21 protein-coding genes are annotated in these 24,248 nt (G+C 65.2%); 18 read left to right on the forward strand and 3 right to left on the reverse strand.

Features of this window, described 5'->3' with window-relative positions:
- Window positions 1-626 precede the first annotated feature (626 nt).
- The 9 genes from GV035_RS12350 to GV035_RS12390 all read left to right on the forward strand — a co-directional run bounded on the left by GV035_RS12350 (window position 627) and on the right by GV035_RS12390 (window position 11,912).
- Window positions 627-1,817, forward strand: coding sequence for a phosphoglycerate kinase (locus tag GV035_RS12350; RefSeq protein ID WP_159835381.1), 1,191 nt, complete (start codon window positions 627-629; stop codon window positions 1,815-1,817).
- Between the two features lie 363 nt (window positions 1,818-2,180).
- Window positions 2,181-3,617 carry a pyruvate kinase gene (gene pyk / locus GV035_RS12355; protein WP_159837852.1) on the forward strand — a complete coding sequence of 479 codons (1,437 nt, stop codon included), beginning with the start codon at window positions 2,181-2,183 and terminating at the stop codon, window positions 3,615-3,617.
- A gap of 214 nt (window positions 3,618-3,831) precedes the next feature.
- A complete protein-coding gene (gene fba / locus GV035_RS12360) occupies window positions 3,832-4,896 on the forward strand; it encodes a class II fructose-bisphosphate aldolase (protein WP_159835382.1) in 1,065 nt (354 codons plus the stop codon).
- A 146-nt stretch (window positions 4,897-5,042) separates the two neighbouring features.
- On the forward strand, window positions 5,043-5,933 hold the full coding sequence (locus GV035_RS12365; RefSeq protein WP_159835383.1) for a phosphoribosylaminoimidazolesuccinocarboxamide synthase: 891 nt from the start codon (window positions 5,043-5,045) through the stop codon (window positions 5,931-5,933).
- 67 nt (window positions 5,934-6,000) lie between these two features.
- Entirely contained in the window at window positions 6,001-6,522 is a 522-nt protein-coding gene (gene purE, locus GV035_RS12370; protein WP_159835384.1) for a 5-(carboxyamino)imidazole ribonucleotide mutase, read from the forward strand.
- Window positions 6,523-6,598: 76 nt separating this feature from the next.
- Window positions 6,599-7,795: a 5-(carboxyamino)imidazole ribonucleotide synthase gene (locus tag GV035_RS12375; protein ID WP_159835385.1), complete on the forward strand. Its 1,197-nt coding sequence runs from the start codon at window positions 6,599-6,601 to the stop codon at window positions 7,793-7,795.
- Window positions 7,796-7,827: 32 nt separating this feature from the next.
- Complete coding sequence (locus GV035_RS12380) at window positions 7,828-8,859, forward strand: L-threonylcarbamoyladenylate synthase (RefSeq protein ID WP_159835386.1); 1,032 nt, start codon at window positions 7,828-7,830, stop codon at window positions 8,857-8,859.
- A 406-nt stretch (window positions 8,860-9,265) separates the two neighbouring features.
- On the forward strand, window positions 9,266-10,075 hold the full coding sequence (locus GV035_RS12385; RefSeq protein WP_159835387.1) for a hypothetical protein: 810 nt from the start codon (window positions 9,266-9,268) through the stop codon (window positions 10,073-10,075).
- Between the two features lie 118 nt (window positions 10,076-10,193).
- Entirely contained in the window at window positions 10,194-11,912 is a 1,719-nt protein-coding gene (locus GV035_RS12390) for a YadA family autotransporter adhesin (protein WP_159835388.1), read from the forward strand.
- 241 nt (window positions 11,913-12,153) lie between these two features.
- Here the strand turns inward: GV035_RS12390 and GV035_RS12395 are convergent, their stop codons facing one another.
- Window positions 12,154-13,257, reverse strand: coding sequence for an SGNH/GDSL hydrolase family protein (locus tag GV035_RS12395; protein WP_159835389.1), 1,104 nt, complete (start codon window positions 13,255-13,257; stop codon window positions 12,154-12,156).
- A 264-nt stretch (window positions 13,258-13,521) separates the two neighbouring features.
- Complete coding sequence (gene dacB, locus GV035_RS12400) at window positions 13,522-15,126, reverse strand: D-alanyl-D-alanine carboxypeptidase/D-alanyl-D-alanine endopeptidase (RefSeq protein WP_159835390.1); 1,605 nt, start codon at window positions 15,124-15,126, stop codon at window positions 13,522-13,524.
- 240 nt (window positions 15,127-15,366) lie between these two features.
- Here dacB and GV035_RS12405 point away from each other — a divergent pair, with 240 nt between their 5' ends.
- The 8 genes from GV035_RS12405 to GV035_RS12440 all read left to right on the forward strand — a co-directional run bounded on the left by GV035_RS12405 (window position 15,367) and on the right by GV035_RS12440 (window position 21,971).
- Window positions 15,367-16,029, forward strand: coding sequence for a response regulator (locus tag GV035_RS12405; RefSeq protein ID WP_159835391.1), 663 nt, complete (start codon window positions 15,367-15,369; stop codon window positions 16,027-16,029).
- Entirely contained in the window at window positions 16,029-17,354 is a 1,326-nt protein-coding gene (locus tag GV035_RS12410; protein WP_159835392.1) for an ATP-binding protein, read from the forward strand. Before GV035_RS12405 ends, GV035_RS12410 begins: the two co-directional genes overlap by 1 nt.
- Before the next feature lie 66 nt (window positions 17,355-17,420).
- A complete protein-coding gene (locus GV035_RS12415; RefSeq protein ID WP_236572594.1) occupies window positions 17,421-17,579 on the forward strand; it encodes a YadA C-terminal domain-containing protein in 159 nt (52 codons plus the stop codon).
- Window positions 17,580-17,756: 177 nt separating this feature from the next.
- The gene (locus GV035_RS12420; RefSeq protein ID WP_159835393.1) at window positions 17,757-19,259 is read left to right on the forward strand and encodes a DegQ family serine endoprotease; all 1,503 of its coding nucleotides are present in this window, start codon (window positions 17,757-17,759) and stop codon (window positions 19,257-19,259) included.
- Window positions 19,260-19,387: 128 nt separating this feature from the next.
- Window positions 19,388-19,888 (forward strand): carboxypeptidase regulatory-like domain-containing protein, encoded by a 501-nt coding sequence (locus GV035_RS12425; RefSeq protein WP_159835394.1) that lies wholly within the window; start codon window positions 19,388-19,390, stop codon window positions 19,886-19,888.
- A 149-nt stretch (window positions 19,889-20,037) separates the two neighbouring features.
- Window positions 20,038-20,412, forward strand: a complete 375-nt coding sequence (locus GV035_RS12430; RefSeq protein WP_159835395.1) for a DUF427 domain-containing protein — start codon at window positions 20,038-20,040, stop codon at window positions 20,410-20,412.
- A gap of 86 nt (window positions 20,413-20,498) precedes the next feature.
- On the forward strand, window positions 20,499-21,299 hold the full coding sequence (locus GV035_RS12435) for a CoxG family protein (RefSeq protein WP_159835396.1): 801 nt from the start codon (window positions 20,499-20,501) through the stop codon (window positions 21,297-21,299).
- Window positions 21,300-21,356: 57 nt separating this feature from the next.
- Window positions 21,357-21,971, forward strand: coding sequence for a cysteine hydrolase family protein (locus GV035_RS12440; RefSeq protein WP_159835397.1), 615 nt, complete (start codon window positions 21,357-21,359; stop codon window positions 21,969-21,971).
- Window positions 21,972-21,980: 9 nt separating this feature from the next.
- Here GV035_RS12440 and GV035_RS12445 read toward each other — a convergent pair whose 3' ends face one another.
- Complete coding sequence (locus tag GV035_RS12445) at window positions 21,981-22,625, reverse strand: TetR family transcriptional regulator (protein ID WP_159835398.1); 645 nt, start codon at window positions 22,623-22,625, stop codon at window positions 21,981-21,983.
- 389 nt (window positions 22,626-23,014) lie between these two features.
- Between GV035_RS12445 and GV035_RS12450 the strand changes: the two genes are divergently transcribed.
- On the forward strand, window positions 23,015-24,247 hold the full coding sequence (locus GV035_RS12450) for an efflux RND transporter periplasmic adaptor subunit (RefSeq protein ID WP_159835399.1): 1,233 nt from the start codon (window positions 23,015-23,017) through the stop codon (window positions 24,245-24,247).
- Window position 24,248: the final 1 nt, after the last annotated feature.

Raw genomic sequence — 24,248 nt, forward strand, 5'->3', positions numbered from 1 at the left:
CATTCGGTCTGGAGGGGAAGCGCCTTTCACGCCGCTATAATTTGCCTTTCGCCGCGAACGTGAAAAAACAGCGTCGATTTTCGGGCGGTTTATTCCGGCGAGGCAAGGCGAGGCGGCCGCCGCGGTTCGGCCACGCTCTCGCCAAATACGCGGAATCAAGAATCACCGGCTAGAGCGGCCGGGGCGATCGGTTAAAATGACGGTCTTTCCTGTCGCATGGAGCGAGGTCGAAAGTGAGTCCGGCAGTCACCGCATCGGTTCCGAAGCTCGCCGCCTCCGGCTTGTCCGCCGCGCCCGTGTCTTTGGGTTTCCTGCGTCTTCTCCAGCTTCCTTTCTCCCGCGTCTCCCCCGAACCACGGCATCCTTGCGCGGCAGGCGCGGTCAGGAATTGCCGTGACGGCGGCGCCCGGCGACATCAACGCTCGCGCTCCGCGACAAGCTCGATGTCGTTTCGCCCGTTGCGAGCAGACGTCGTCGTCCGTCGAGGCGCGCGCTGCTCGTTCCGCTTGCGCGTCTTTCAGTTCCCCGTTTCCGTTTTCAGGCCCCGCGCCGAATATTCAACGAACCGGCCGGTGCTCTTCCGGCCATCTTCGCCCGAACCGCTTTTCTGACTAACGTTGACTCCCATGACGAAAGTACTGCGTTTCACCGATCTGATCGCCGAAGGCAAAGTCTCCGGCAAGCGCGTGTTCATCCGCGCGGACCTCAATGTTCCGCAGGACGACGCCGGCAACATCACCGAGGACACCCGCGTGCGCGCCTCGGTCCCGGCGATCAAGGCGGCGCTCGACGCCGGCGCGGCCGTGATGGTCACGTCGCACCTCGGCCGCCCGACCGAAGGCCAGTTCAAGCCGGAAGACTCGCTCGCGCCGGTCGCGGCGCGTCTGTCCGAGCTGCTCGGCCGTGACGTGCCGCTTGTCGCGGACTGGGTGGACGGCGTGGACGTGCAGCCCGGCAGCGTCGTGCTGCTCGAGAATTGCCGCTGCAACAAGGGCGAGAAGAAGAACGACGACGGCCTCGCGCAGAAGCTCGCGAAGCTCTGCGATATCTATGTCAACGACGCGTTCGGCACCGCGCACCGCGCCGAAGCGACCACGCACGGCATCGCGAAATACGCGCCGGTCGCGTGCGCGGGACCGCTGCTCGCCGCCGAGCTCGACGCGCTCGGCAAGGCGCTCGGCAACCCGAAGCGCCCGCTCGTGGCCATCGTCGCGGGCTCGAAAGTGTCGACCAAGCTGACCATTCTGAAGTCGCTCGCCGAGAAGGTCGATCAGCTGATCGTCGGCGGCGGCATCGCGAACACGTTCATGCTGGCCTCGGGCCTCAAGATCGGCAAGTCGCTGGCTGAAGCGGATCTCGTCGGCGAAGCGAAGGAGATCATCGGAGAGGCGCGTGCGCGCGGCGCGTCGGTGCCCATTCCGAGCGATGTCGTGACCGCGAAGGAATTCGCCGCGACCGCGAAGGCCGAAACGAAGCCCGTCGCCGATATCGCCGACGACGACATGATCCTCGACATCGGCCCGGACACCGCGAAGGCGCTCGCCGCGCAGCTCGCGACGGCCGGCACCATCGTGTGGAACGGCCCGGTTGGCGTGTTCGAATTCGACCAGTTCGGCAACGGCACGAAGACGCTGGCGCAGGCCATCGCGAATTCGTCGGCGTTCTCGATCGCGGGCGGCGGCGACACGCTCGCGGCCATCGCGAAGTACGGCATTCACGACAAGGTCAGCTATATCTCGACCGGCGGCGGCGCGTTCCTCGAGTTCCTCGAAGGCAAGACGCTGCCGGCGGTGGAAGTGCTCGAGTCGCGGGCGTAACGCCCGGTGACGGCCCGAACTAATCCGGCGAAAGAAGCAAGGAAGGGCGCGCAGGCAGCCGGCGGCGCGCAAGCGGATGTGACCGGCAGCGGCATTCAGCCGGATGCGGCTCGCATCATCGAGGAGGCGGCTTCTCTGGAGGAGCCGCTTTCGCAAGCCGACGCATCGGCGCAGGCGTTAGTGGAAGAACAGGCGGCTCCGGTCGTCACCATCGGCGGCATGGCCGTTCATGCCGCTCAGCCCATCGATAAAGCGACGCCGGCACGAACCGGCGCGCGCGCGCAGCCAGTGAGCAACACCTCACTGCAAGCGCAACGTGCTCGCAGCCTGGTTACGGCCGTTCCCAAAGAGACGAGGAAAGACATGCATCGCGCCACCAAGATTGTTGCCACCATCGGTCCGGCGTCGAGTAATCCGGACATCCTGCTGCAGATGATGCAGGCCGGGCTCGACGTCGTTCGCTTCAACTTCTCGCACGGCACCGCCGACGATCATCGCCAGCGCGCCGAGTGGGTGCGCGAGGCGGCGCGGCAGATCGGCCGCGAAGTCGCGATCATGGCGGACCTGCAAGGCCCGAAGATTCGCGTCGGCAAGTTCGAGAACGGCAAGACCATGCTCGTCGCAGGCAACACGTTCGTCCTCGATGCAAACTGCGAGCTGGGCAACAACGAGCGCGCTGGCCTCGACTACAAGGACTTGCCGCGCGATCTGCGCGCGGGCGACGTGCTCTTGCTGAACGACGGCCTGATCGTGCTCGACGTCACGCGCGTGATCGGCGAAGAGATTCACACGACGGTGAAGGTCGGCGGCGAGCTGTCCAATAACAAGGGCATCAACCGGCAGGGCGGCGGCCTGACCGCGCCCGCGCTGACCGAGAAGGACATGGAGGACATCAAGACGGCGATGTCGCTCGGCGCGGATTTCGTCGCGGTGTCCTTTCCGAAGAACGCGACGGACATGGAAATGGCGCGGCAACTCGCGAACATCGCGGGCGCGCCGTACGGCATCAAGCCGAAGATGATCGCGAAGATCGAGCGCGCCGAGGCCATTCCCGCGCTGCAAGGCATTCTCGATGCGTCCGACGGCATCATGGTCGCGCGCGGCGATCTCGCGGTGGAAGTCGGCAACGCGGCGGTGCCCGCGCTGCAAAAGCGCATGATCCGCATGGCGCGCGAGTCGAACAAGCTCGTCATCACCGCCACGCAGATGATGGAATCCATGATCCACGCGCCCGTGCCGACGCGCGCCGAAGTGTCCGACGTGGCCAACGCCGTGCTCGACGGCACCGACGCCGTGATGCTTTCCGCTGAAACGGCGGCGGGCAAGTATCCGGTCACGACCATCGAAACGATGGCCGCCGTGTGCGTCGAAGCGGAGAAGTCCGAGGAATCGCAACTGGACCGCGACTTTCTGGACCGCACGTTCACGCGCATCGACCAGTCGATCGCGATGGGCGCGCTGTTCACCGCGTTTCATCTCGGCGCGAAGGCCGTTGTCGCGCTGACGGAATCCGGCTCGACGGCGCTGTGGATGTCGCGCCACTGGACGCATGTGCCGATCTTCGCGCTGACGCCGCGCGTGGGCAGCGAGCGGACGATGTCGCTGTATCGCAACGTCACGCCGCTGCATCTGGACACCAACATGGACCGCGATACGGCGCTGAATCAGGCGCTTGAAGCGGTCGTGTCGAAAGGCTACGCGGCGCGCGGCGACATGGTCGTGCTGACGGTCGGCGAGCCGATGGGACAGGCGGGCGGCACGAACACGCTGAAGATCGTGCGCGTCGGCGACCATTTCTGATCGGCGCCTCGTTTTTCGAGAAGCATGCGCGGTCAAGCGCCGCGCGAAATCTCGCAGCAGTGCAAGGCGTTCGCGGTTAAAGCCGCGAACGCCATAGAGCGCGCAAGACGGCTTGTCGCAAGTCGTTGCCACCAAAACGCCGGAAGCTGCCTGAGCGAGTCAAGAGCAGAACCGTGCGCGCGAAGGATTTCGTTTCACATCCTGGAGTTTGACAATGCCTCTCGTATCAATGCGTCAATTGCTGGATCACGCAGCCGAACACGGCTACGGTCTCCCGGCATTCAACGTGAACAATCTGGAACAGGTGCAGGCCATCATGTCGGCGGCGAACGAAGTCAACGCGCCCGTCATCATGCAAGCGTCGGCCGGCGCGCGGAAGTATGCGGGCGAAGCGTTCCTGCGGCATCTGATCGAAGCGGCGGTGGAGTCGTATCCGCATATTCCGGTCGTGATGCATCAGGATCACGGACAGTCGCCTGCGGTGTGCATGGCCGCGATCCGCTCCGGTTTCACGAGCGTGATGATGGACGGCTCGCTCGAAGCAGACGGCAAGACGGTGGCGTCCTACGAGTACAACGTCGAGGTGTCGCGCAAGGTGGTCGAGTTTTCGCATTCGATCGGCGTCACGGTCGAAGCCGAACTTGGCGTGCTCGGCTCGCTGGAAACCATGAAGGGCGACAAGGAAGACGGCCACGGCGCGGAAGGCACGATGACCCGCGAGCAGTTGCTGACCGACGTCGAGCAGGCGGCCGACTTCGTGAAGCTCACGCAGTGCGACGCACTCGCGATTGCCATCGGCACGTCGCACGGCGCATACAAGTTTTCGAAGAAGCCTACTGGCGATATTCTCGCCATCGACCGCATCAAGGAAATCCATCAGCGCATTCCGAACACGCATCTGGTGATGCACGGCTCGTCGTCGGTGCCGCAGGAATTGCTCGCCGAAATCCGCGAGTTCGGCGGCGACATGAAGGAAACCTATGGCGTGCCGGTTGAGGAAATCCAGGAAGGCATCAAGCACGGCGTGCGCAAGGTGAATATCGACACGGACTTGCGTCTCGCGATTACCGGCGCGATCCGCCGTTATCTGTTTGAAAATCCGTCGAAATTCGATCCGCGCGACTACCTGAAGCCGGCGCGCGAGGCGGCGAAAGCGATTTGCCGTCAGCGTTACATGCAGTTCGGTTGCGAGGGCATGGCGGGCAAGATCAAGCCCGTGGCGCTCGACAAGATGGCCGACAAGTACAAGTCCGGCGAACTTGCGCAGATCGTCAGGTAAGCGGCGAACGCCGCAAGCAAGCGCGCTGCGTTTGTAAAGTAAAATCAACGGGTTCCGCGACGGGACCCGTTCGCTTTTTTCCATCGTCGCCGCATGAGGCTTGCGGCGGCGATTCACTTTTTTCGGCACCTCTTCGGTACATGACGATGTCCACGCTCTACGAATCCACGATCAAATCGCTGCCGCTGCTCGGCCGTGGCAAGGTCCGCGACAACTACGCCGTCGGCAGCGACAAACTGCTGATCGTGACGACCGACCGCCTTTCCGCCTTCGACGTGGTGATGGGCGAGCCGATCCCGAACAAGGGCCGCGTGCTCAATCAGATGGCCGATTTCTGGTTCGAGAAGCTCGGCCATATCGTGCCGAACCACAACACGGGCATCGATCCCGCTTCGGTGGTCGCCCCGGACGAAGTCGAGCAGGTGAAGGGCCGCGCGGTCGTCGTGAAGCGCCTGGAACCGATCCTCGTGGAAGCGGTGGTGCGCGGCTATCTCGCGGGCAGCGGCTGGAAGGACTATCAGGCGACGGGCGCGGTGTGCGGCGTGCAATTGCCGCCGGGCCTGCAAAACGCGCAAAAGCTGCCCGAGCCGATCTTCACGCCGGCCGCGAAGGCCGAGATGGGCCATCACGACGAAAACATCACCTACGATGACATGGAGCGCCGCATCGGCACGGAACTGTCGGCGACCATCAAGCGCATTTCCATTCAGCTCTACAAGGAAGCGGCCGAGTACGCGGCCACGCGCGGCATCATCATCGCGGATACGAAGTTCGAGTTCGGCCTCGACAACAAGGGCGAATTGTTCCTGATGGACGAAGTGCTCACCGCCGATTCCTCGCGCTTCTGGCCGGCGGACGGTTACGCGGTGGGCACGAATCCGCCGTCGTTCGACAAGCAGTTCATGCGCGACTGGCTCGAGACGCAGCCGTGGAAGAAGGAGCCGCCCGCGCCGAAGCTGCCGGAAGACGTGATCGCGAAGACGTCGGAGAAGTATCAGGAGGCGCTGCAACGCATCACGGGCACGACGCTGTCGTAAATGTCGGCACGCGCGCCGCGGCTCGGCCACGTGGTCGAGGCGGCGCGCTCGGATCGAGGGAAAAGGAATGAGCGAAGTACAGACCGGAGCGCACGCGCACGATGCGCCGCTCGTCGGCGTGTTGATGGGCTCCAGCTCCGACTGGGACGTGATGAAGAACGCGGTCGCGATCCTGCAGGATTTCGGCGTGCCGTACGAGGCGAAGGTCGTCTCCGCGCACCGCATGCCCGACGAGATGTTCGCCTACGCCGAAAGCGCGCGGCAGCGCGGCGTGCGCGCGATCATCGCGGGCGCGGGCGGCGCGGCGCATCTGCCGGGCATGCTCGCGGCCAAGACCACGGTGCCGGTGCTCGGCGTGCCGGTGGCGAGCAGGTATCTGAAGGGCGTGGATTCGCTGCATTCCATCGTGCAGATGCCCAAGGGCGTGCCGGTCGCGACCTTCGCCATCGGCGAGGCGGGCGCGGCGAATGCGGCGCTCTTCGCGGTATCCATTCTGAGCGTGACGGATGCGCGCTATGCCGAGGCGCTCGCCGCGTTTCGCGTGAAGCAAAATCAGGCCGCGCACGACATGACGCTGCCGCCGCTCTGAGCGTTCCGTTGATCAGGCCGCGCGCCGATGCGCGTGGCATCGCGAAAACCCAATCAGGTTATCGGCCAGTCCCACGATGAACCCACAAAACTCCCCGAATTCCCCCATTCTGCCCGGCGCGTGGCTCGGCATGGTCGGCGGCGGCCAGCTCGGCCGTATGTTCTGCTTCGCGGCGCAATCCATGGGCTATCGCGTCGCGGTGCTCGATCCGGACGAAACCAGTCCGGCGGGCGCGGTCGCCGATCGCCACATTCGCGCCGCCTACGACGATCAAGCCGCGCTCACCGAACTCGGCCGGCTGTGCGCGGCGGTATCGACCGAATTCGAGAACGTGCCGTCCACAAGCCTCGACTTTCTCGCGTCGCTGACATTCGTGAGCCCGGCGGCGAGTTGCGTCGCCATCGCGCAGGATCGCGTCGCCGAGAAGCGTTTCATTGCCGAGGCCGGCGTGCCGGTCGCGCCGCACGTGGTGATCGAATCGCCGGAAGCACTTGCCGTCCTGTCCGACGATGAAATCGCCGCCGTGCTGCCGGGCATCTTGAAGACCGCGCGTCTCGGCTACGACGGCAAAGGCCAGGTCAGCGTGCGCAACGTGCAGGAAGTCCGCACCGCATACGGCTCTCTCTCAGGCGTGCCGTGCGTGCTGGAAAAGCGCATGCCGCTCGAATATGAAGTCTCCGTGCTGATCGCGCGCGGCGGCGACGGCAAATCCGCCGTGTTTCCGCTCGCGCAGAACACGCACGTGAACGGCATTCTCGCGAAGACCGTCGTGCCGGCGCCGGATGCGTCGGGCGCGCTCGTCGCGCAGGCGCAGGACGCGGCGCTCACGATTGCCGCGAAGCTCGGCTACGTGGGCGTGCTGTGCGTCGAATTCTTCGTGCTGGAAGACGGCTCGCTGATCGCCAACGAAATGGCGCCGCGCCCGCACAATTCCGGCCATTACACCGTCGATGCCTGCGCCACGAGCCAGTTCGAGCAGCAAGTCCGCGCGATGACCGGCATGCCGCTCGGCGACACGCGCCAGCATTCGCCGGCCGCCATGCTGAACCTCCTCGGCGATATCTGGTTCGACGGCGGGCAAGACGACAAGCCGCGCGCGCCTGCGTGGGCCGAAGTCGCGGCGATGCCAGCGGCGCGGCTGCATCTGTACGGCAAGGAGGAAGCGCGTCCCGGCCGCAAGATGGGACACATCAACTTCACGGCGGCGACGCTCGAAGAAGCGCGCACGGCGGCGCGCGACTGCGCGCGCATGCTGCATATCGCGCTCGACTGAACGCTCAGGTAACTCTCACGCAGTAGCTGGCAATGACCATCATTTATCCGAGCGCCGCGCAGATCGACGAAGCCGCGGCTCTGCTCGACGCGGGCGAACTCGTCGCGTTTCCGACCGAAACGGTGTACGGCCTCGGCGGCGATGCCGAGAATCCGGAGGCCATCGCGCGAATCTATGCCGCGAAGGGCCGGCCGGCGAATCATCCGGTGATCGTGCATCTCGCGCCGCAGGCCGATCCCGGCTACTGGGTGCGCGCGCTGCCCGCCGACGCGCAGAAGCTCATCGATGCCTTCTGGCCGGGGCCGCTCACGCTCATTCTGAAGCGCGCGCCGCATATTCCGGCGGCCGTCAGCGGCGGACAGGATTCGGTCGGGATTCGCTGTCCCTCGCATCCGGTGGTGCAGCAGCTTTTGACGGCGTTTCACGCGCGGCGTCAGGGAACGGGCAGGCAGGCGGGCGTGGCCGGTCCTTCGGCAAACCGTTTCGGCCATGTGAGCCCGACGACGGCGCAACACGTGCGCGACGAGTTCGGCAGCGCGGTGCATGTGCTGGATGGCGGCGCGGCGGATGTCGGCATCGAATCGACCATTCTGGATTTGTCGCGCGGCTTTCCCGCGCTGCTGCGGCCCGGACACGTAAGTCCGCAGGCGATTGCGGACGTGATCGGCGTCGCGCCGCGTCTGCCCGATGGCGGCGACGCGACCGCGCCGCGCGCATCCGGTACGTTGAAGGCGCATTACGCGCCGCGCACGCCGTTGGCGCTGCTGCCGTTCGCGTCGATCGAGCCGTTGCTCGCGGCGTTCGACCGGTCGGGCGGCGGGAAGGTGGCGCTGGTGGCGCGGCCCTCGAGCGTGGGAGAGTGGGCACACGCGCCGCACGTGCATTTCGTCGCCGCGCCGGAAGATCCGCAGAGCTATGCGCGCGAGCTTTACGGCTTGCTCAGGGCGCTGGATCGGGCGAATGTCGAGCGGATTCTGATCGAGAAGCTGCCGGAGACGGTGGAATGGATCGCGGTGAATGATCGGTTGGGAAGGGCGGCTGCGGCGTTTGAAGAGGGCGAGTAATGCTCGCTCGGAACGGCTTTTCAAAACGATGAATCGACGGCCTGCCGTGCGCGCGCAACGCCGCAGTACGGCGGCACGAGTGATTGCGTCGGCGCAAGTCCCGAATAACGTCGGCCGGCAATAATCCGTTGATTATCGGATCATTCTTATTCTCGGTTTGTCGTCGCGTAAGGTAATGAATCCTTGGCCTGAGTCATTGCGACGACATCTAGAAGAATCGCAATCTTGAGTAAAAACGCACGTCTGCGGCAATTTAGCGCAGCGGTCACGCTGTAAAATTACGTACAACGAATGAGATAGAAATGGTCCGCTCCTCTTGCTTGTCGCGAGGAGCGTGTCGGTCATTGCAACGTCGTTACTCGCTTCATCAACAATCGAATTTTCGAAATCGAATTTAGGATTCTCCATGAACCCTGCCGACTCATTTCTCGACTCTCCGGATTTCATCAAGATGAGCGCCGAAGTCGTGGAGGCGCGACGTATGTATAACGGGCGTCGACTCTGGCGAGCGACGAACGGAGTCGTTCAACATGGACTCCTAAAAGGCTATTTCCTTGGTGAACGGGCCACCTGGCGTTATGAAGACACCGGAACCAAACTCGTCGGGCTCTACGAACTCGAAGTATGCGAACTCATCGGCACGATTCACCGCGGGCGCAGCACCTTCATCGACCTTGGCGCGGCGGACGGTTTCTACGGAATAGGGCTCGTCTCGACGGGCGTTTTCGAACGCTCGATTTGCTATGAAATCGACGAAGCCAGCCGTGACAACTTGAGAAATCTCGCGGATGAACGCGGCGTTGGGAGCCGGGTGGATATTCGGGGCGCCGCGACGTCCACATTTGCCGATGAACTCGCCGCGCAAGGCGTCGATTTCAGAGACTCGGTCGTGCTGTGCGATATCGAAGGGCACGAATTCGAGACGCTCACGCGCGAGTGCCTTCGCACGCTCAAGAATGCGCACATTATCGTGGAAGTTCACGACTTCATGATCGTCGGCGCCGACCGGCAGACATGGCTGCCGAATCTGATCGCCCGCGCGAGCGAATATTTCAACGTCACCGAGATAAAAGTCGGCGCGCGAGACTTGTCGCACATTCCCTTGATAGCCGATCACTGGACCGACTCCGACCGTTGGCTGCTGTGTTCAGAAGGACGCGCAAAGCCGATGACCTGGCTTCATTTTGAACCGAAGTCAGAATCCGTAACGAACTGACCGAATCACTTTTGCCACAGGAAGTTTTCTGACTGCGATCGGACACCCTGGCCGGAAGCCGATACGCAGTGAAACGAGGAAGTACGCCACACGTTATCTATTGTAAGGAATACTTGATATGAATAAAACCAATTTCCGACTCAAACCCATTCTGGCCGCGATTGCCGCGAGTTGCGCCGGCCTCACGATGACCTCGGCTTTCGGCCAGGCCATTATCGAAGGCAACGGAACGACAACGGCGAATACCGGTGTGCTGATTGGAAACAACGGGACGCACAACAACATCGACGAAAGCGTGGTTGTCGGCGACGGCGCAGTCGTGAGCGGCGGAAACCAGGCGGCAGCCCAGGCCGCGGTGGCGATCGGTTTTGGCGCGCAATCGCAAGAGAATGGCGTGGTGATCGGCCGCAACGCAACCGCCACGAATAACCAGGCCACGGCCATTGGCGATAACGCTAACGCGAGCTTTCGCGCGTTGGCGCTTGGCATCGATTCGTCGGCCGCAGATGCTGCCGTGGCGGCCGGTGCAGGCAGCAGCGCGTCGAACGGGGCGGTCGCAGTCGGGCGCGACGCAAGAGGAAGCGGAAGCAGTGCCGTCGCGATCGGCAGCAATGCGGTGGGGCAGGGCGCCACGTCGGTTGCACTCGGCAACGGTACGACAGCGAACGGTGACAATTCGGTGGCCATCGGCAACTATGCTTTCACGAAAGGCCAGAACTCCGTGGCAATCGGCTCGAGCAGTTACGACGGCGGACAAGACAATGTCGTGAGCGTCGGAAGTGGCGGAGCGGAGCGGCGCATCATCAACGTGTCGGCGGGCACGCAGGGCACGGACGCGGTGAATCTCAGTCAACTGCGAACCTTGGCAAACACCACAGCGTCGGCGCTAGGTGGCGGCGCTGTCGGGCTGCCCGATGGAAGCGTTCTGCCGCCGTCGTATGTCATCAACGGCGTGACGTATCAAGATGTCGGCAGCGCACTCAGCGGCGTGGACAGTTCTCTCACGAACATCAACACGACCATTGCGAACATCGCGAACAATGCGAACACGACGAACGGCACAACCGACGCGGGCGCCGTGCGATACGACACGAAAAGCGGCTCCCCGGACCTCGACAACGTGACGCTCGACGGTCCGAATGGCACGACGATTCATAACCTGGCGGCCGGTTTAGCCGACATGGATGCGGTGAATGTCAGCCAGCTCAACTCGGCGGTGTCAGCAATCACCAACAGGATTGCGAACATAGCGACGACAGGAGGCTCGAACCCGTTTTTCGCGGCTGACGGAAACGCGGCCACCGAAGCGGCCGTCGCGAGCGGAGTCCATTCGACGGCACTAGGCGCGAACGCAACCGCGAGCGCCGATAATTCCGTCGCCATCGGCGCGAACTCGCGTGCCGACCGCGCGAATACCGTTTCGGTCGGCTCGGCTGGCGACGAGCGGCAAATCGTCAACGTGGCGGCAGGCACGCAAGGCACGGACGCCGTCAACGTCAATCAGCTGAACGGCGCGGTGCAGCAGGCGAACGTCTATACGGACAGAGCGGTGTCGAGTGCCAACGCGTACACGGACAAGGCGGTGTCCGCTGGCGTGCAACAGTCGAAGAACTACACCGACAAAGCCGTGGCGGCGGTTCTCTCCATGCCGAGCATCCCGGTGCTTCAGGCAGGCGAAAAGTGGGTGGGGACAAGCGTGGGCGCTTACGGCAGCCGTGTCGGGGTCGGCGTGGCGGCGGCGTATCAGGCGTCCGCGAATCTGAATGTCGGCATGGGTGTTTCGACGACCGACAGCGGATCGGCGGGCTTCAAGGCGCAAGTCGGATACCGCTGGTAATCGGGAAGAACGCACTGGCGGCACACGTTCGCCAGCATTATTCAGGACAGCTGACGAAAAGCAGCGATTGCGGCGCGAGGCGACCATGCTACGCCGTGCAGATTGGCGTGGCGCATAAGGGCCGTCGGGAATCACGCGGGCGGCACGTGACGGCGCACGTCGAAGTGAGGGAACGCGTCAAAAAACAAGGCCGCCCAGACCGAAACCTGGGCGGCCTCGACCGCGAATCGGTATGAAGCGCCTACTTGCCCAGTCCCGACTTCGCCACCGTCTGCTCCGCGATCTGCGCATACAGCGCATGCAGATGCGTCGTCGGATGCACGGTATCCGCGTACATGTACGTCTGATCCGCGCCCGCGACGGTCAACGTCTGCGGCGAGCAGAAGAGCGACGTCGCGAACGCCTGCGGGTTCGGCTCGCCGAACTTCTGCGCCGCCGCGGCCATCGCCTGAAGGTTACAGGCCGTGCCGGTGTTCGACACCGCGAACCCGTATTGCTGATAGTTCGCCGTGATAGTGGCAAGCGACGGAACGATATCGAGATAAATGACCTTCGACATGAGTCCGGTCTGCGTCAGCGCGCCCGCGAGCACCTGATTGAAACCGACCGATGCCTGCGTGAGCAGCGCGCGCGTCGTGGGCGTGCTCATGATGCCTTGCGGCGTGGTGCCGATATCCGGCACGTCCGACACGAGCACATGCGTCGCGCCGCTCTGCACGATCTTGCCGATCACGCCCGCCAGATCGATCGCCGCCTGACCGATCGCCGCCTGCGCCTGCGCCGGGGTCATCTGCCCGGCCTGAACCGCGGTCAGGTTGTAGAGGATGTCGTTCGCGCCGCCATTCACGATCACGAGCTGATTCGCGTTGAAGCTGCCATGCGACGACAGATAGTTCGTTACCTGCTGCACGACCGGCACCGTCAGCGCGCCCGCGTAGTTCGCCGGGTCGGTGCTCTGGTGGCCGACGCCGATAGGGTTCGTCACGCGCGATCCGCCCTGCGCGTAGCCGAAGCCCGTCAGCGGGGTCGGCGGCACGCCGAAGCCGCCGCTCATCGCGGGCGTGAGCGTGTCGCCGTAGTACTTCGCGACGTTCTGCACCCAGATTTCGCCGGGGTTCGTCGTGAAGCGCCCGCCGCCGAAGTTCGCTGCCGCGACCGGCGAGTACGTGCCGACATCCGAGAGGCTGTCGCCGAACGACACCACTTGCAGATTGATGCCGCCAGCCGGCGTCGAGTTGTTGTCGCTGCCGCCGCCGCACGCGGCGAGCAGGGCGAATGCCGCGCTCGCGGCGGCGATGCGCGTGGTGCGCAGCACAGCAGCGCGCATCGAGAGTTGCTTTCTCATGGACCTCGTCTCCGTTTTTCGGTGTTTTCTATGTGCGTCTCGCGGCGCTCGCGGCCGCGTCACTGCCGCATCTCATTGTGCCGCAAAGCGGACCGATGTCGGGCAGAGCGGCACGCGCCGTCCTGACAGCGTACACGCCGCGCGAGCCCCGGCGGGCGTGACTTCGTAGAAGAAATATTCGGCTCGCGCGCACGACCGTTCGCGGCAAGCGCGGGTTTTGCAGAATTGCCGCCCGCGCGATGCCGTGCATGCCGCAGACGGCGCTCAGTCTTCGATGCCCGGCTTGCGCGCGCCTTCGTAGACCCATTCGAGCAGCGCATCGTGGGCGGCGCGCGCCGCTTCGGCGCGCGGATCGTTGATGAAGCTCACGACCACATAGCTTTCGCCGTTCGCGGCGCCGACGTAGCCCGCGATCGCGCGCACGTCGCGCAGCGTGCCGGTCTTGATGTGCGCGTTGCCGCCCGCGCCCGCGTTCGTCAAGCGGTTGCGCATCGTGCCGTCCACGCCCGCGATCGGCAGCGATTCGACGAAAACCTGCGCGACCGGACTGGCGTTCGCGGCCTGCAGCACATCGGCGAGCGATGTCGCCGAGATGGCTTCGTCCCGCGAGAGCCCCGAGCCGTTGTCGAGCGACAGGCCGTTTATCGGCAGTGCGTTGCGGCGCAGGAACGTCTGGATGGCCTGCGCGGATTTCGCGGTCGTCGCGGGCGGCTTCGACTGCACCGCGCCGATGGTCAGGAACAGGTTGCGCGCCATCACGTTGTTGCTGAACTTGTTGATGTCGCGCACGATGTCCGACAGCACCGGGCTGCGATGCGTGCCGACGAGCCGCGCGTTCGACGGCGTCGGGCCTTCGCGCGTCGCGCCCTGGAACGTGCCGCCGGCCTGTTTCCACAGCGCGAGAAAGCCGCCCGCGAAGAACGTCGAGTGGTCGAGCGCGGCGACGTTGATCGTGCGCGAACCGCAGCGCAGCGGATAGTCGCCGATGAACGACGCCTGCACGAAGCCGCCCTGCGTCTGCGCGACGCTCGGCGACGCCGCCGGCAGCGTGCCCGCGCACGCGCCGCGCGTGACGCGCAATTCGTTGTCGATCTGAAGCTGCGCGAGCTGCGGCAGCACGTCGATGGACACCTGCCCGTCCGGATTCGGCGTCAGCGTGAACGAAAGCGACTTGAACGCGTAGAGCAGCGGGTCGGGGCCGACGTTGTACGGCGCGGCTTCGTCGCTGTCGAACGCGGGCAGATCGCGCGTGGAGGCGTCGAAGTAGCGTTTGTCGAGCACGAGCGCCCCGTCGATGCCCGTGATGCCGTTCTTGCGAATCTGCTCGACCAGATCGATCAGTTCTTCCGGCACGAGCTTCGGGTCGCCGGTGCCCTGAATGTAAAGGTTGCCGTGCAGGACGCCCTGCGCGTCCACTTCGCCGTCGGCGTAGGCGGTGGTCTTCCATCGGTAGTCCGGCCCGAGCAGCGAAAGACCCGCGTAGGTGGTGACGAGCTTCATCGTCGAGGCGGGAAGCATCGGCCGGTCGGCGTTAATCGCGACGAGCGGCTCCGGCGCGCCGATGCGCTGCACGACGACGCTCATCGACGAAAGCGGCACGTGCGCTCGCGCAAGCGCGCTCATCACGGAGGCGGGAAGCGGACCGGCCGGCGCGGCGCGTGCGGCCTTCTCCGCCTTCACCGTTTTCTTCGCGCCGAAGCCGCTGCGCGCCGCGCGCTCGGGTGCGTGCTTCTGCGAGTCGGACCTCGTGCCGCCGCGGGCGTGCGCTTCCGGTGCGTGGGACAGCGCGGCGCAAGCGAGCGCCGCCGCGAATGCGAGCGTCGACAGACGCGCGGAAAGTGAACCGGGAATCGGGGAAAAGAGCGGCATACGGGCGTGCGTTCTTTGGTGTCAGTTCTGGGACTGCCCCGCGCGGCTGGGCCGGGCCGCGCGGGCGAAGCGGCTATTGTAGACAAGCCGGCTTGCGAAAATCGTACGCAGCCGGCGCGTGAAGCTTCGGATAACGCCGGATAGCGCCGGTTAAGTCCGGTTTAAGCCTGCCGAAAACCCGCGCGGCTAAAATGAGCCGCACGCAAGTTTCCCCAGAACCCACCACCGACAGACGATGCCATGCGAATCCTGCTAGTCGAAGATGACCGGATGATCGCCGAGGGCGTGCGCAAGGCGCTGCGCGCGGACGGCTTCGCGGTCGATTGGGTGCAGGACGGCGAGGCGGCGCTCACGGCCGTCGGCGGCGAAGCGTACGACCTGATGCTGCTCGACCTGGGCCTGCCCAAGCGCGACGGCCTCGACGTGCTGAAGACGCTGCGGGCCCGCGCGAACGCGCTGCCGGTGCTGATCGTGACCGCACGCGATGCCATCGCGGATCGCGTGAAAGGTCTCGACGCCGGCGCGGACGATTATCTCGTCAAGCCCTTCGATCTCGACGAGCTCGGCGCCCGCATGCGCGCGCTGATCCGCCGTCACGCGGGCCGGGGTGAATCGCTCGTGCGGCATGGCAATCTGACGCTCGATCCGGTCGGTCATCAGGTGACGCTCGCGGGCTCGCCCGTCGCGCTGTCGGCGCGCGAATTCGCGCTCCTCGAAGCATTGATGGCGCGCCCCGGCGCCGTGCTCTCGAAAAGCCAGCTCGAAGAAAAAATCTACGGCTGGGGCGAGGAAATCGGCAGCAACACGGTCGAGGTGTACATCCACTCGCTGCGCAAGAAGCTCGGCGCCGATCTCATCCGCAACGTGCGCGGCCTCGGCTACATGGTCGCGAAGGACGCCTGATGCGGTCGATTCGCCGCCAGCTTCTTGTGTGGCTGCTCGCGCTCGTGATCGTGGGCGTGGGCTTCGCCGGATGGCTCATCTACCGGCAGGCGCTCGCCGAGGCCAACGAACTCTTCGATTACCAGCTTCAGCAGATCGCGGCGGCGCTGCCGTCCGAGCCGTTCTCGTCGGTGCTCAGTTCGCGCAGCGAGACGGACGAAGGCGTCGTGATCCAAATCTGGAACCGCAACGGCGTGCTGATGTACTACTCGCATCCGCGCGTGCCGCTCGCGCCGCATGCCGAACTGGGCTTTTCCACCGAGACGACGCCGCGCGGCGAATGGCGCGTGTACAGCGCGATCGTCGGCGATAACGTCGTGCAGCTCGCGCAGCCGCTGTCGATCAGAAACCGCGTGGCCGCCGGCGTCGCGTGGCGCACGCTGTGGCCGCTCGTGCTGCTCTTGCCGCTGCTCGGGCTCGCGATCTGGGTGATCGTCGGGCGGGGACTCGCGCCGCTGCAACGCGTGACGCGCGCGCTCGATTCGCGGCATCCCGAGGCGCTCGATCCGCTCTCGGACCAACGTTTGCCGCAGGAAGTGCGGCCGCTCGTGCGCGCGCTCAACGCGCTGCTCGCGCGGCTCTCGACGGCGCTCGACACGCAAAAAGCCTTCGTCGCCGATGCCGCGCACGAACTGCGCACGCCGCTTGCGGCGGTGAAGATTCAGGCGCAACTGGTGGCGCGCGCCCACGACGACGCCGGCCGCCGTGAGGCGCTGGACGACCTGAACGAAGGCATCGCGCGTGCGACGCGGCTTGCGGAGCAACTGCTCGCGCTCGCGCGGTCGGAGCCGGACGGCAAGGCGATCGCGGGCGCCGTCGATCTGCGCGCCTTGCTCGATGACTGCGTGCGCGCCTACGTGGTCGTCGCGCAGGAACGCGGCGTCGATCTCGGCGTCGAGGCGAGCGAGCCGGCGACGGTCATCGGCGACGCGGATTCGCTGCGCGTGATGCTCAACAATCTCATCGACAACGCGATCAAGTACACGCCGAACGGCGGGCGCGTCGACGTCTGCCTGAAGGCGGAGGCGGGACGTCCGATGGTCGAGATCGCGGATACCGGGCCGGGCATTCCCGAAGAAGAACGCGAAAGGGTGTTCGACCGGTTCTATCGCGTGGGCGTTGGCGCGAATCGTGTGCTTACCGACGTGGCGGGCAGCGGGCTCGGGCTCGCGATCGTGAGGCGCATCGCGATCAAGCATGGCGCGAACGTTTCGCTGGGCGAATCAGTTGCTGGCGGCTTGAAGGTCGCGGTCGAATTTGCGCTGGACAGGCGCGGCGAAGGCTGACAAAGGCGCTGGCATATCGCGCGAATAAGCGTCGGCCGGAAGTGTGCATCTGCGCGAAGCAGAACCGTGGTCGCGGCAGGCGTCGGCAACTACAAGGGCTATACCGCGATCGGTCTCGGTGCGACGTATCGCTCGCGTGACAGCCGCTGGCTCGTCAACGCGGCTGCGTCGATCACGCAGCACGGCGACACCGGCGTGCGCGGTCAGGTCGGCTACGAGTTCTAAGCTCCGCGTCACCGAAGCAGCACATGGGGGCGGCTATCCGAAAGGGTAGCCGCCCTTTTTTCATGGCGTTTTGGCTTCCTTTCAGCGTTTAAGAGACGTTTAAGCCACGCCCCGTAATCTTCGTTCATCCCATTGCGCGAGCTTCTCAAGCGCACTGCAATCCGTCAGGAGCACACGATGAAAGCGAAGATCCTCACCCGCAGCGCCGTCGCAGCCGCCGTCGCCGTTGCCTTGTCGGCAGGCTATGTCGCCGGTCACAACAACGTTCCCGCACCGCAGGTCATAGCCCCCGCGCAAGCCGCGATGATGCCGGCGGAAGCCGCCGCCAAAACCGGCGTGCCCGACTTCTCCGGGCTCGTCGAGACGTACGGACCGGCTGTCGTGAACATCAGCGCGAAGCATCTCGTCAAGCAGACGTCCAATCGCCGCAGCCAGAACCAGGTGCCGATGGACCCGGACGACCCGTTCTACCAGTTCTTCAAGCGTTTCGGCGGCGTGCCCGGCTTCGGTGGCGGCGATGGCGGCCCCGGCGCGGACCGTCCGAGCGAAGGGCTCGGTTCGGGCTTCATCGTGAGCAGCGACGGCTACATTCTGACCAACGCGCACGTCGTCGATAACGCGAATGTCGTCACCGTCAAGCTGACGGACAAGCGCGAGTATCGCGCGAAGGTCATCGGCTCCGACAAGCAGTCGGACGTCGCTGTGCTCAAGATCGACGCCAAGAACCTGCCGACGGTCAAGATCGGCGATCCGAACGGCAGCAAGGTCGGACAGTGGGTGGTGGCGATCGGCTCGCCGTACGGCTTCGACAACACGGTGACGTCCGGCATCATCAGCGCGAAGTCGCGCGCGCTGCCGAACGAGAACTACACGCCGTTCATCCAGACCGACGTGCCGGTGAATCCGGGCAACTCGGGCGGGCCGCTCTTTAATCTGCAAGGTGAAGTCATCGGCATCAATTCGATGATCTACTCGCAGACGGGCGGCTTCCAGGGCCTGTCGTTCGCGATTCCGATCAACGAGGCGATCAAGGTCAAGGACGCGCTCATCAAGACCGGCCACGTGGACCGCGGCCGCCTGGGCGTCACCGTGCAGGCGATGAATCAGACACTCGCGAATTCCTTCGGCATGAATTCGCCGCAGGGCGCGCTCGTGAGCTCCGTCGAGCCGGGCGGACCCGCTGCCAAGGCCGGCCTGCAACCGGGCGACGTCATCACCGCGCTCAACGGCGTGCCGGTGACGGATTCGACCTCGCTGCCGTCGCAGGTCGCCGGCTTGTCGCCGGGCAGCTCGGCGAAGGTGCAGGTGTGGCGCGACAAGGACTCGAAGGAACTGACCGTGACCGTCGGCGCGCTCAAGGACGCGAAGACCGCGAGCGCGGATGTGAACGGCGACCAGGGCGGCGCGTCGCAGGATGCGCGGCTCGGCGTCGCGGTGCGCCCGCTCACGCCCGACGAAAAGCAGCAGGCTTCGCTTTCGCGCGGTCTCGTCGTGCAGCAGGCGAACGGCGCGGCGGCGAGCGCGGGCATCCAGCCCGGCGACGTGATTCTCGCGGTCAACGGCCAGCCCGTCACGTCCGTGCAGCAGTTGAAATCGATGGTCTCGCACGCCGGCGACAGCATCGCGCTGCTGATCCAGCGCGACGATGCGCAGATCTTCGTTCCGGTCGATCTCGGCTGACGCCCCGACGCGCGATGCAGGCACGGTGCATGCTCTTGGCACGCCGGGGCCCCATCGCGTGTCACCGCGCATCGGGCGTGACGTCGCTGCGCCGTGGCGCGGCGGCATCGGATAAAGGAGCCAAGAAGATGAAGATCAAAACGGGCACGTTCGCGGCGACGCTGTTGGCAGCATCACTGACCGCGGGTCTCGCAAGCGGCGCGTGGGCGCAACAGCCTGCGGACGGGGCCAACCCGGCGAGCGCCGGCACGAGCGAGACCGGCAGCGCGGGCAATGCCAACGGAGGCGGCCTGCCGCAGATCCAGCAACAGGGCGATGTCTCGTATACGTCGGGCGGCGTCGGGCTCGACGAATCGCGCGCATTGTTGCGCGAACAGGCGCACTGGCCGCTGTCGTTGCGTTTCACGGGACCGACCGCCGATTATCTGTCGGGCGTGAACGTACGCATCGTCGGCGGGAAGGGCGGTGAAGTGCTGAACACGGAATCGATGGGCCCGTACATGCTCGTCAAGCTGCCGCCGGGCAGCTACATCGTGTACGCCAAGTACAAGGATCAGGAAAAGAAGCAGTCCGTCAACGTTTCCGGGCCGGGCAAGGCGAAGGCCGCGTTCCACTGGAGTATTCAATGACGCGGTAGTTTGCGTATCGAACGCCGCCTCTGTCTCGCGGCGAGAAGTTGTCTCATAATGAAGCCACGAGTCGCCCCCGGCTCGTGGCTTTTTTGTGAGCGAGGCGCAAGCGCCCGCGATTCTCTCGACCGCAGCGCGGAGGACCCACGATGAGCACGGACCTGAACCACGGCCAAGAGGCGCGCCGCATCGAGATCAAGCCGAATCCACGGCGCTGCCGCGTGATCCATCAGGGCGTCACCTTCGCGGACACGCACGCGTCGATGACGCTGAGCGAAACGGGGCACGACCACGTCCATTATTTCCCACGCGCCGATGTCAACATGGCGCGGCTCGAACGCTCCACGCACACATCGCACTGTCCGTTCAAGGGCGAGGCCACGCATTACCATCTGCTGACGGAGGACGGTCCGGTGGAAAACGCCGCATGGAGCTACGAAAGCCCGCTCGACGCCGCCCTGGAGATCAAGGGTTATCTGGCGTTCTATCCGTCGCGCGTGGATCGCATCGACGAGACGGCTTAGGCGGTCCGGCCAACAGACGCATTCTTCCCGGCGTGCGATAAAGCACCAGACGCGAGACAGCCGCGTTCCTTGTCCCGGAGGCTCGGATGGAAGTCACCGAAGCGTTGCGCGTGCCGCTCGAACCGGCACATGTGAAGGACGCGCTCAGTGATCTCGCGTTGTTGCGCGCGAGTCTCGACAACTGCGAATCGTTCACGCGCACGCCGGCCGGCGAGTACGCGCTCACGCTGATCGTGCCGCTCGGCGCGCTGCGCGCCCGCTACGACGTGCGCGCGCATCCGGCCGGGCGCACGCGGCAGGGCGACTCGGCGCACGCGGACGAAGCCGGCGATGACGATCGTGCCTACGCGCGCACGCTCAGCTTCAAGGCGCGCGGCGAGGGCGTCGGTTCGTTGCGCGGGCAGATCGCGGTCGCACTCAATCCCGGCGACGGCGGCGAGTCCACGTGGATCGAATACACCGTCTGGGCGACGGTCTCGGGGCCGCTGGCCGGTCTGCCGGCGCGCCAGATCGAGAACGCGCTGCGCGAGGGCGCCGACGATTTCTTCGGGGAATTCTGCGAAGTCGTGCGCGCGAAGCACGGCTTGCCGTCGCTGCGCGCGGCGGGCGACCGTGCGCGCCGTCACGTTTTCCTGCGCCCCGGCGCGATGTCGGCGGCGTTTTCCCGTCGCGCGGGTTCGACGGCGCGGGCGGTACACGGCGCACCCGGCCATGCCGCGCCGAGCGGCGTGCTGCGGCATCGGCTGGGCGGGCATCCGTTCGCGCACCGCGAGCGCCATCACGAGCACGATCCGCATCCGTTCGGCTTGCCCGGCTGGGCGTGGGCGGCGATGCTCGTGTTCGTCGCGCTGCTCGCGTTCTTCGCGGAGCGCGGAAGTCTGCATTAAAAGGCGATCGGCGCTAGAGTGCTGCGTTTCTCCCCCGTTTTTCGGAAGGAACCCGCCATGCCGCGCCGCGCCCTGATCGTCATCGACGTGCAGAACGAGTATGTCACCGGCAACTTGCCGATCGAATATCCCGATGTGAACGTGTCGCTCGCCAATATCGCGCGGGCGATGGACGCCGCCGACGCCCACGGCGTGCCGATCGTCGTCGTGCAGAACTTCGCGCCCGCGACCGCGCCGATCTTTGCTCGCGGTTCGACGATGGCGGAACTGCACGAATCGGTGGCGACGCGACCGCGCGCCCATTACATCGAGAAGGCGCTGCCGAGCGCGTTCGCCGGCACGGATCTCGCCGAGTGGCTGAACGCCCACGACATCGACACCCTCGTGGTCGCCGGCTACATGACCCACAATTGCGACGATTCGACGGTGCGGCACGCGGTGCACGCGGGGCTGTCCGTCGAGTTCCTCACCGATGCGACCGGCTCCGTGCCCTACGAGAACCGCGCGGGACGGGCGAGCGCGGAAGAAATCCACCGCGTGTTCACGGTCGTCATGCAGTCGCGCTTCGCGGCCGTGCTGACCACGGACGAATGGATCGCGGCGCTCCAAAGCGGCGATCCGCCGCCGCGCGACACCATCTACGCATCGAATCAGCGCGCGCGTGCGCGTTGAGCGCGGAACTCAGGCGCGGGCGGTCGTGAGAAGCGCGGGGCTTGCGCGCAGGGCGTCGAAGCAGGCGTCGATGAGGGCTTCGGCGTCATTCGAGGGATCGACGCTCTCGGGCATCATCAGCGAGTCGTGCAGGATGCCCGTGAAGAGCGCGTGCAGGAGCGTCGTGGCGCGGCGCACGTCGAGGGCGGCGGGCAGTTGCGCCTTGTCGATCGCGTTGCGCAGCGCCCGCGCGATGCGCTCCATGCCGTCGCGCATGTTGTTCTGCTGACGCTCGCGCACCGGCCCCATCTCCTCGACGAATTCGCACTTCAGAAACAGGATGTCGAACACGCGCCGGCGCTTCTCGTCCTCGGTGATGTTGCGCATGCACCAGATGAAAATCTCGCGGATGTGCGCGAGCGGGTCCGGCTCTTTGCCGTCCAGCGTGGCCTCCACGAGTTCGTCGAGCGGCAGCAGGCTGCGTTCGAACATGGCGTTGAAGAGGTCGCCCTTGTTGGCGAAATGCCAGTAGATCGCGCCGCGCGTCACGCCCGCCGTCTGCGCAATGTCGGCGAGCGACGTGCGCGAGACGCCTTTTTCATAAAAAACGCGCTCGGCGGCATCGAGAATGCGGTTGCGCGTCTCCTGCGCTTCTTCCTTGGTTCGTCTGACCATATCGCTGATTTACGGCTTGCTGCGCGCGGTGAATCCGCGCTGCGGGGTGTGAATGCGGTGAATAAAAACGTCTGTTCTCGTTTTGTCGAAGGAGGGCGGCCAACGTTTCGTTACGACCGTAATCTTCCGGGAATCTTGTTTTTACATGCATTCGTGAATGTATTTATAATAGCAGCCCACGCAACGGCTAGACGCAAGCATCTGTCGGCCGGTCATCTTCGACACCATTCGTTGTTCAGATTCGCTCGTGGCGCCGCGTCCCCGGACGGACGCCGCGTGCTCGTAAATGTGTGCATCGCCGATCCAAAGAGAAGTGCGTCTCATCTATGAGGCGCCGATTCGGCGATGCGTGTGTTTTTTCGCTATCAGTCAAAAATAGAGGTCGCTCCATGCGCTTCGAAAGGGTTCCGTTTTACCTCGTCAGTGCCGCGACGGCTGCCATCCTGCTGGCGGCGTGCGGACAAAAACCGTCGGCGCCCCCGCCACAGACGCCCGAAGTCGGCGTCGTGACCATCCAGCCGACCGCCGTGCCGGTCAGAACCGAGCTGCCGGGCCGCACGAGCGCGTATCTCGTCGCGCAGGTGCGGGCGCGCGTGGACGGCGTCGTGCTGCGCCGCGAATTCACAGAAGGCAGCATCGTCAAGGCAGGCCAGCGCCTCTATAAGATCGATCCGGCGCCGTACATCGCGCAGTTGAACAACGCGAAGGCGTCGCTCGCGAAGGCGCAGGCGAACCTCGCATCGACGACCGCTCAGGCGAACCGCTACAAGGTGCTGGTCGCGGCGAACGCGGTGAGCAAGCAGGACTACGACAACGCCGTCGCCTCGCAAGGCCAGGCCGCCGCCGATGTGGCCGCCGGCAAGGCTGCGGTCGATACCGCGGCGATCAACCTCGGCTACACGGATGTCGTCTCGCCTGTGACGGGTCAGGTCGGCATCTCGCAGGTCACGCCGGGCGCTTACGTGCAGGCGAGCCAGGCGACGCTCATGGCTACTGTCCAGCAACTGGACCCGATGTACGTCGATCTGACGCAATCGAGCCTCGACGGCCTGAAGCTGCGCCAGCAGATCCAGCAAGGCCGTCTCACGACGAGCGGTCCGAACGCGGCGAAAGTCTCGCTCCTGCTGGAAGACGGCCGCGTGTATTCGGAGAAGGGCAAGCTGCAATTCACCGACGTCACCGTCGATCCGACGACGGGCTCGGTCACGGTCCGCGCGATCTTCCAGAACAAGGACCGCGTGCTGCTGCCCGGCATGTTCGTGCGGGCGCGCATCGAGGAAGGCGTGAATCCGAACGCCATCATCGTGCCGCAGATCGGCATCACGCACGATCAGAAGGGCACGCCGACGGCGCTCGTCGTCGGAGCGGACAACAAGGTCGCGCTGCGCCAGCTCGTCACGTCCGGCACCTACGGTCAGAACTGGGTGGTCGATAGCGGCCTCAACGCCGGCGATCGCGTGATCGTGCAGGGCGTCGACAAGGTGCGTCCGGGCATGGACGTCAAGACCGTGCCCGCGCAACTGCCCGCAGCGCCGGCGGACGGAGCGTCGCAGGCGAGCAATGCGCAAGCCGCGCAGCCCGCCTCTGCCGCATCTGCCGCCTCTGCCGCCTCGGGCGCGTAAA

Source organism: Burkholderia sp. 8Y (assembly GCF_902506145.1).
Classification (GTDB): domain Bacteria; phylum Pseudomonadota; class Gammaproteobacteria; order Burkholderiales; family Burkholderiaceae; genus Caballeronia.

Bases quoted from the DNA above. Each gene is read 5' to 3' on its own strand.
- GV035_RS12350 (WP_159835381.1), top strand. From the start codon at position 627: ATGACGAAAGTACTGCGTTTCACCGATCTGATCGCCGAAGGCAAAGTC.
- pyk (WP_159837852.1), top strand. From the start codon at position 2,181: ATGCATCGCGCCACCAAGATTGTTGCCACCATCGGTCCGGCGTCGAGT.
- fba (WP_159835382.1), top strand. From the start codon at position 3,832: ATGCCTCTCGTATCAATGCGTCAATTGCTGGATCACGCAGCCGAACAC.
- GV035_RS12365 (WP_159835383.1), top strand. From the start codon at position 5,043: ATGTCCACGCTCTACGAATCCACGATCAAATCGCTGCCGCTGCTCGGC.
- purE (WP_159835384.1), top strand. From the start codon at position 6,001: ATGAGCGAAGTACAGACCGGAGCGCACGCGCACGATGCGCCGCTCGTC.
- GV035_RS12375 (WP_159835385.1), top strand. From the start codon at position 6,599: ATGAACCCACAAAACTCCCCGAATTCCCCCATTCTGCCCGGCGCGTGG.
- GV035_RS12380 (WP_159835386.1), top strand. From the start codon at position 7,828: ATGACCATCATTTATCCGAGCGCCGCGCAGATCGACGAAGCCGCGGCT.
- GV035_RS12385 (WP_159835387.1), top strand. From the start codon at position 9,266: ATGAACCCTGCCGACTCATTTCTCGACTCTCCGGATTTCATCAAGATG.
- GV035_RS12390 (WP_159835388.1), top strand. From the start codon at position 10,194: ATGAATAAAACCAATTTCCGACTCAAACCCATTCTGGCCGCGATTGCC.
- GV035_RS12395 (WP_159835389.1), bottom strand. From the start codon at position 13,257: ATGAGAAAGCAACTCTCGATGCGCGCTGCTGTGCTGCGCACCACGCGC.
- dacB (WP_159835390.1), bottom strand. From the start codon at position 15,126: ATGCCGCTCTTTTCCCCGATTCCCGGTTCACTTTCCGCGCGTCTGTCG.
- GV035_RS12405 (WP_159835391.1), top strand. From the start codon at position 15,367: ATGCGAATCCTGCTAGTCGAAGATGACCGGATGATCGCCGAGGGCGTG.
- GV035_RS12410 (WP_159835392.1), top strand. From the start codon at position 16,029: ATGCGGTCGATTCGCCGCCAGCTTCTTGTGTGGCTGCTCGCGCTCGTG.
- GV035_RS12420 (WP_159835393.1), top strand. From the start codon at position 17,757: ATGAAAGCGAAGATCCTCACCCGCAGCGCCGTCGCAGCCGCCGTCGCC.
- GV035_RS12425 (WP_159835394.1), top strand. From the start codon at position 19,388: ATGAAGATCAAAACGGGCACGTTCGCGGCGACGCTGTTGGCAGCATCA.
- GV035_RS12430 (WP_159835395.1), top strand. From the start codon at position 20,038: ATGAGCACGGACCTGAACCACGGCCAAGAGGCGCGCCGCATCGAGATC.
- GV035_RS12435 (WP_159835396.1), top strand. From the start codon at position 20,499: ATGGAAGTCACCGAAGCGTTGCGCGTGCCGCTCGAACCGGCACATGTG.
- GV035_RS12440 (WP_159835397.1), top strand. From the start codon at position 21,357: ATGCCGCGCCGCGCCCTGATCGTCATCGACGTGCAGAACGAGTATGTC.
- GV035_RS12445 (WP_159835398.1), bottom strand. From the start codon at position 22,625: ATGGTCAGACGAACCAAGGAAGAAGCGCAGGAGACGCGCAACCGCATT.
- GV035_RS12450 (WP_159835399.1), top strand. From the start codon at position 23,015: ATGCGCTTCGAAAGGGTTCCGTTTTACCTCGTCAGTGCCGCGACGGCT.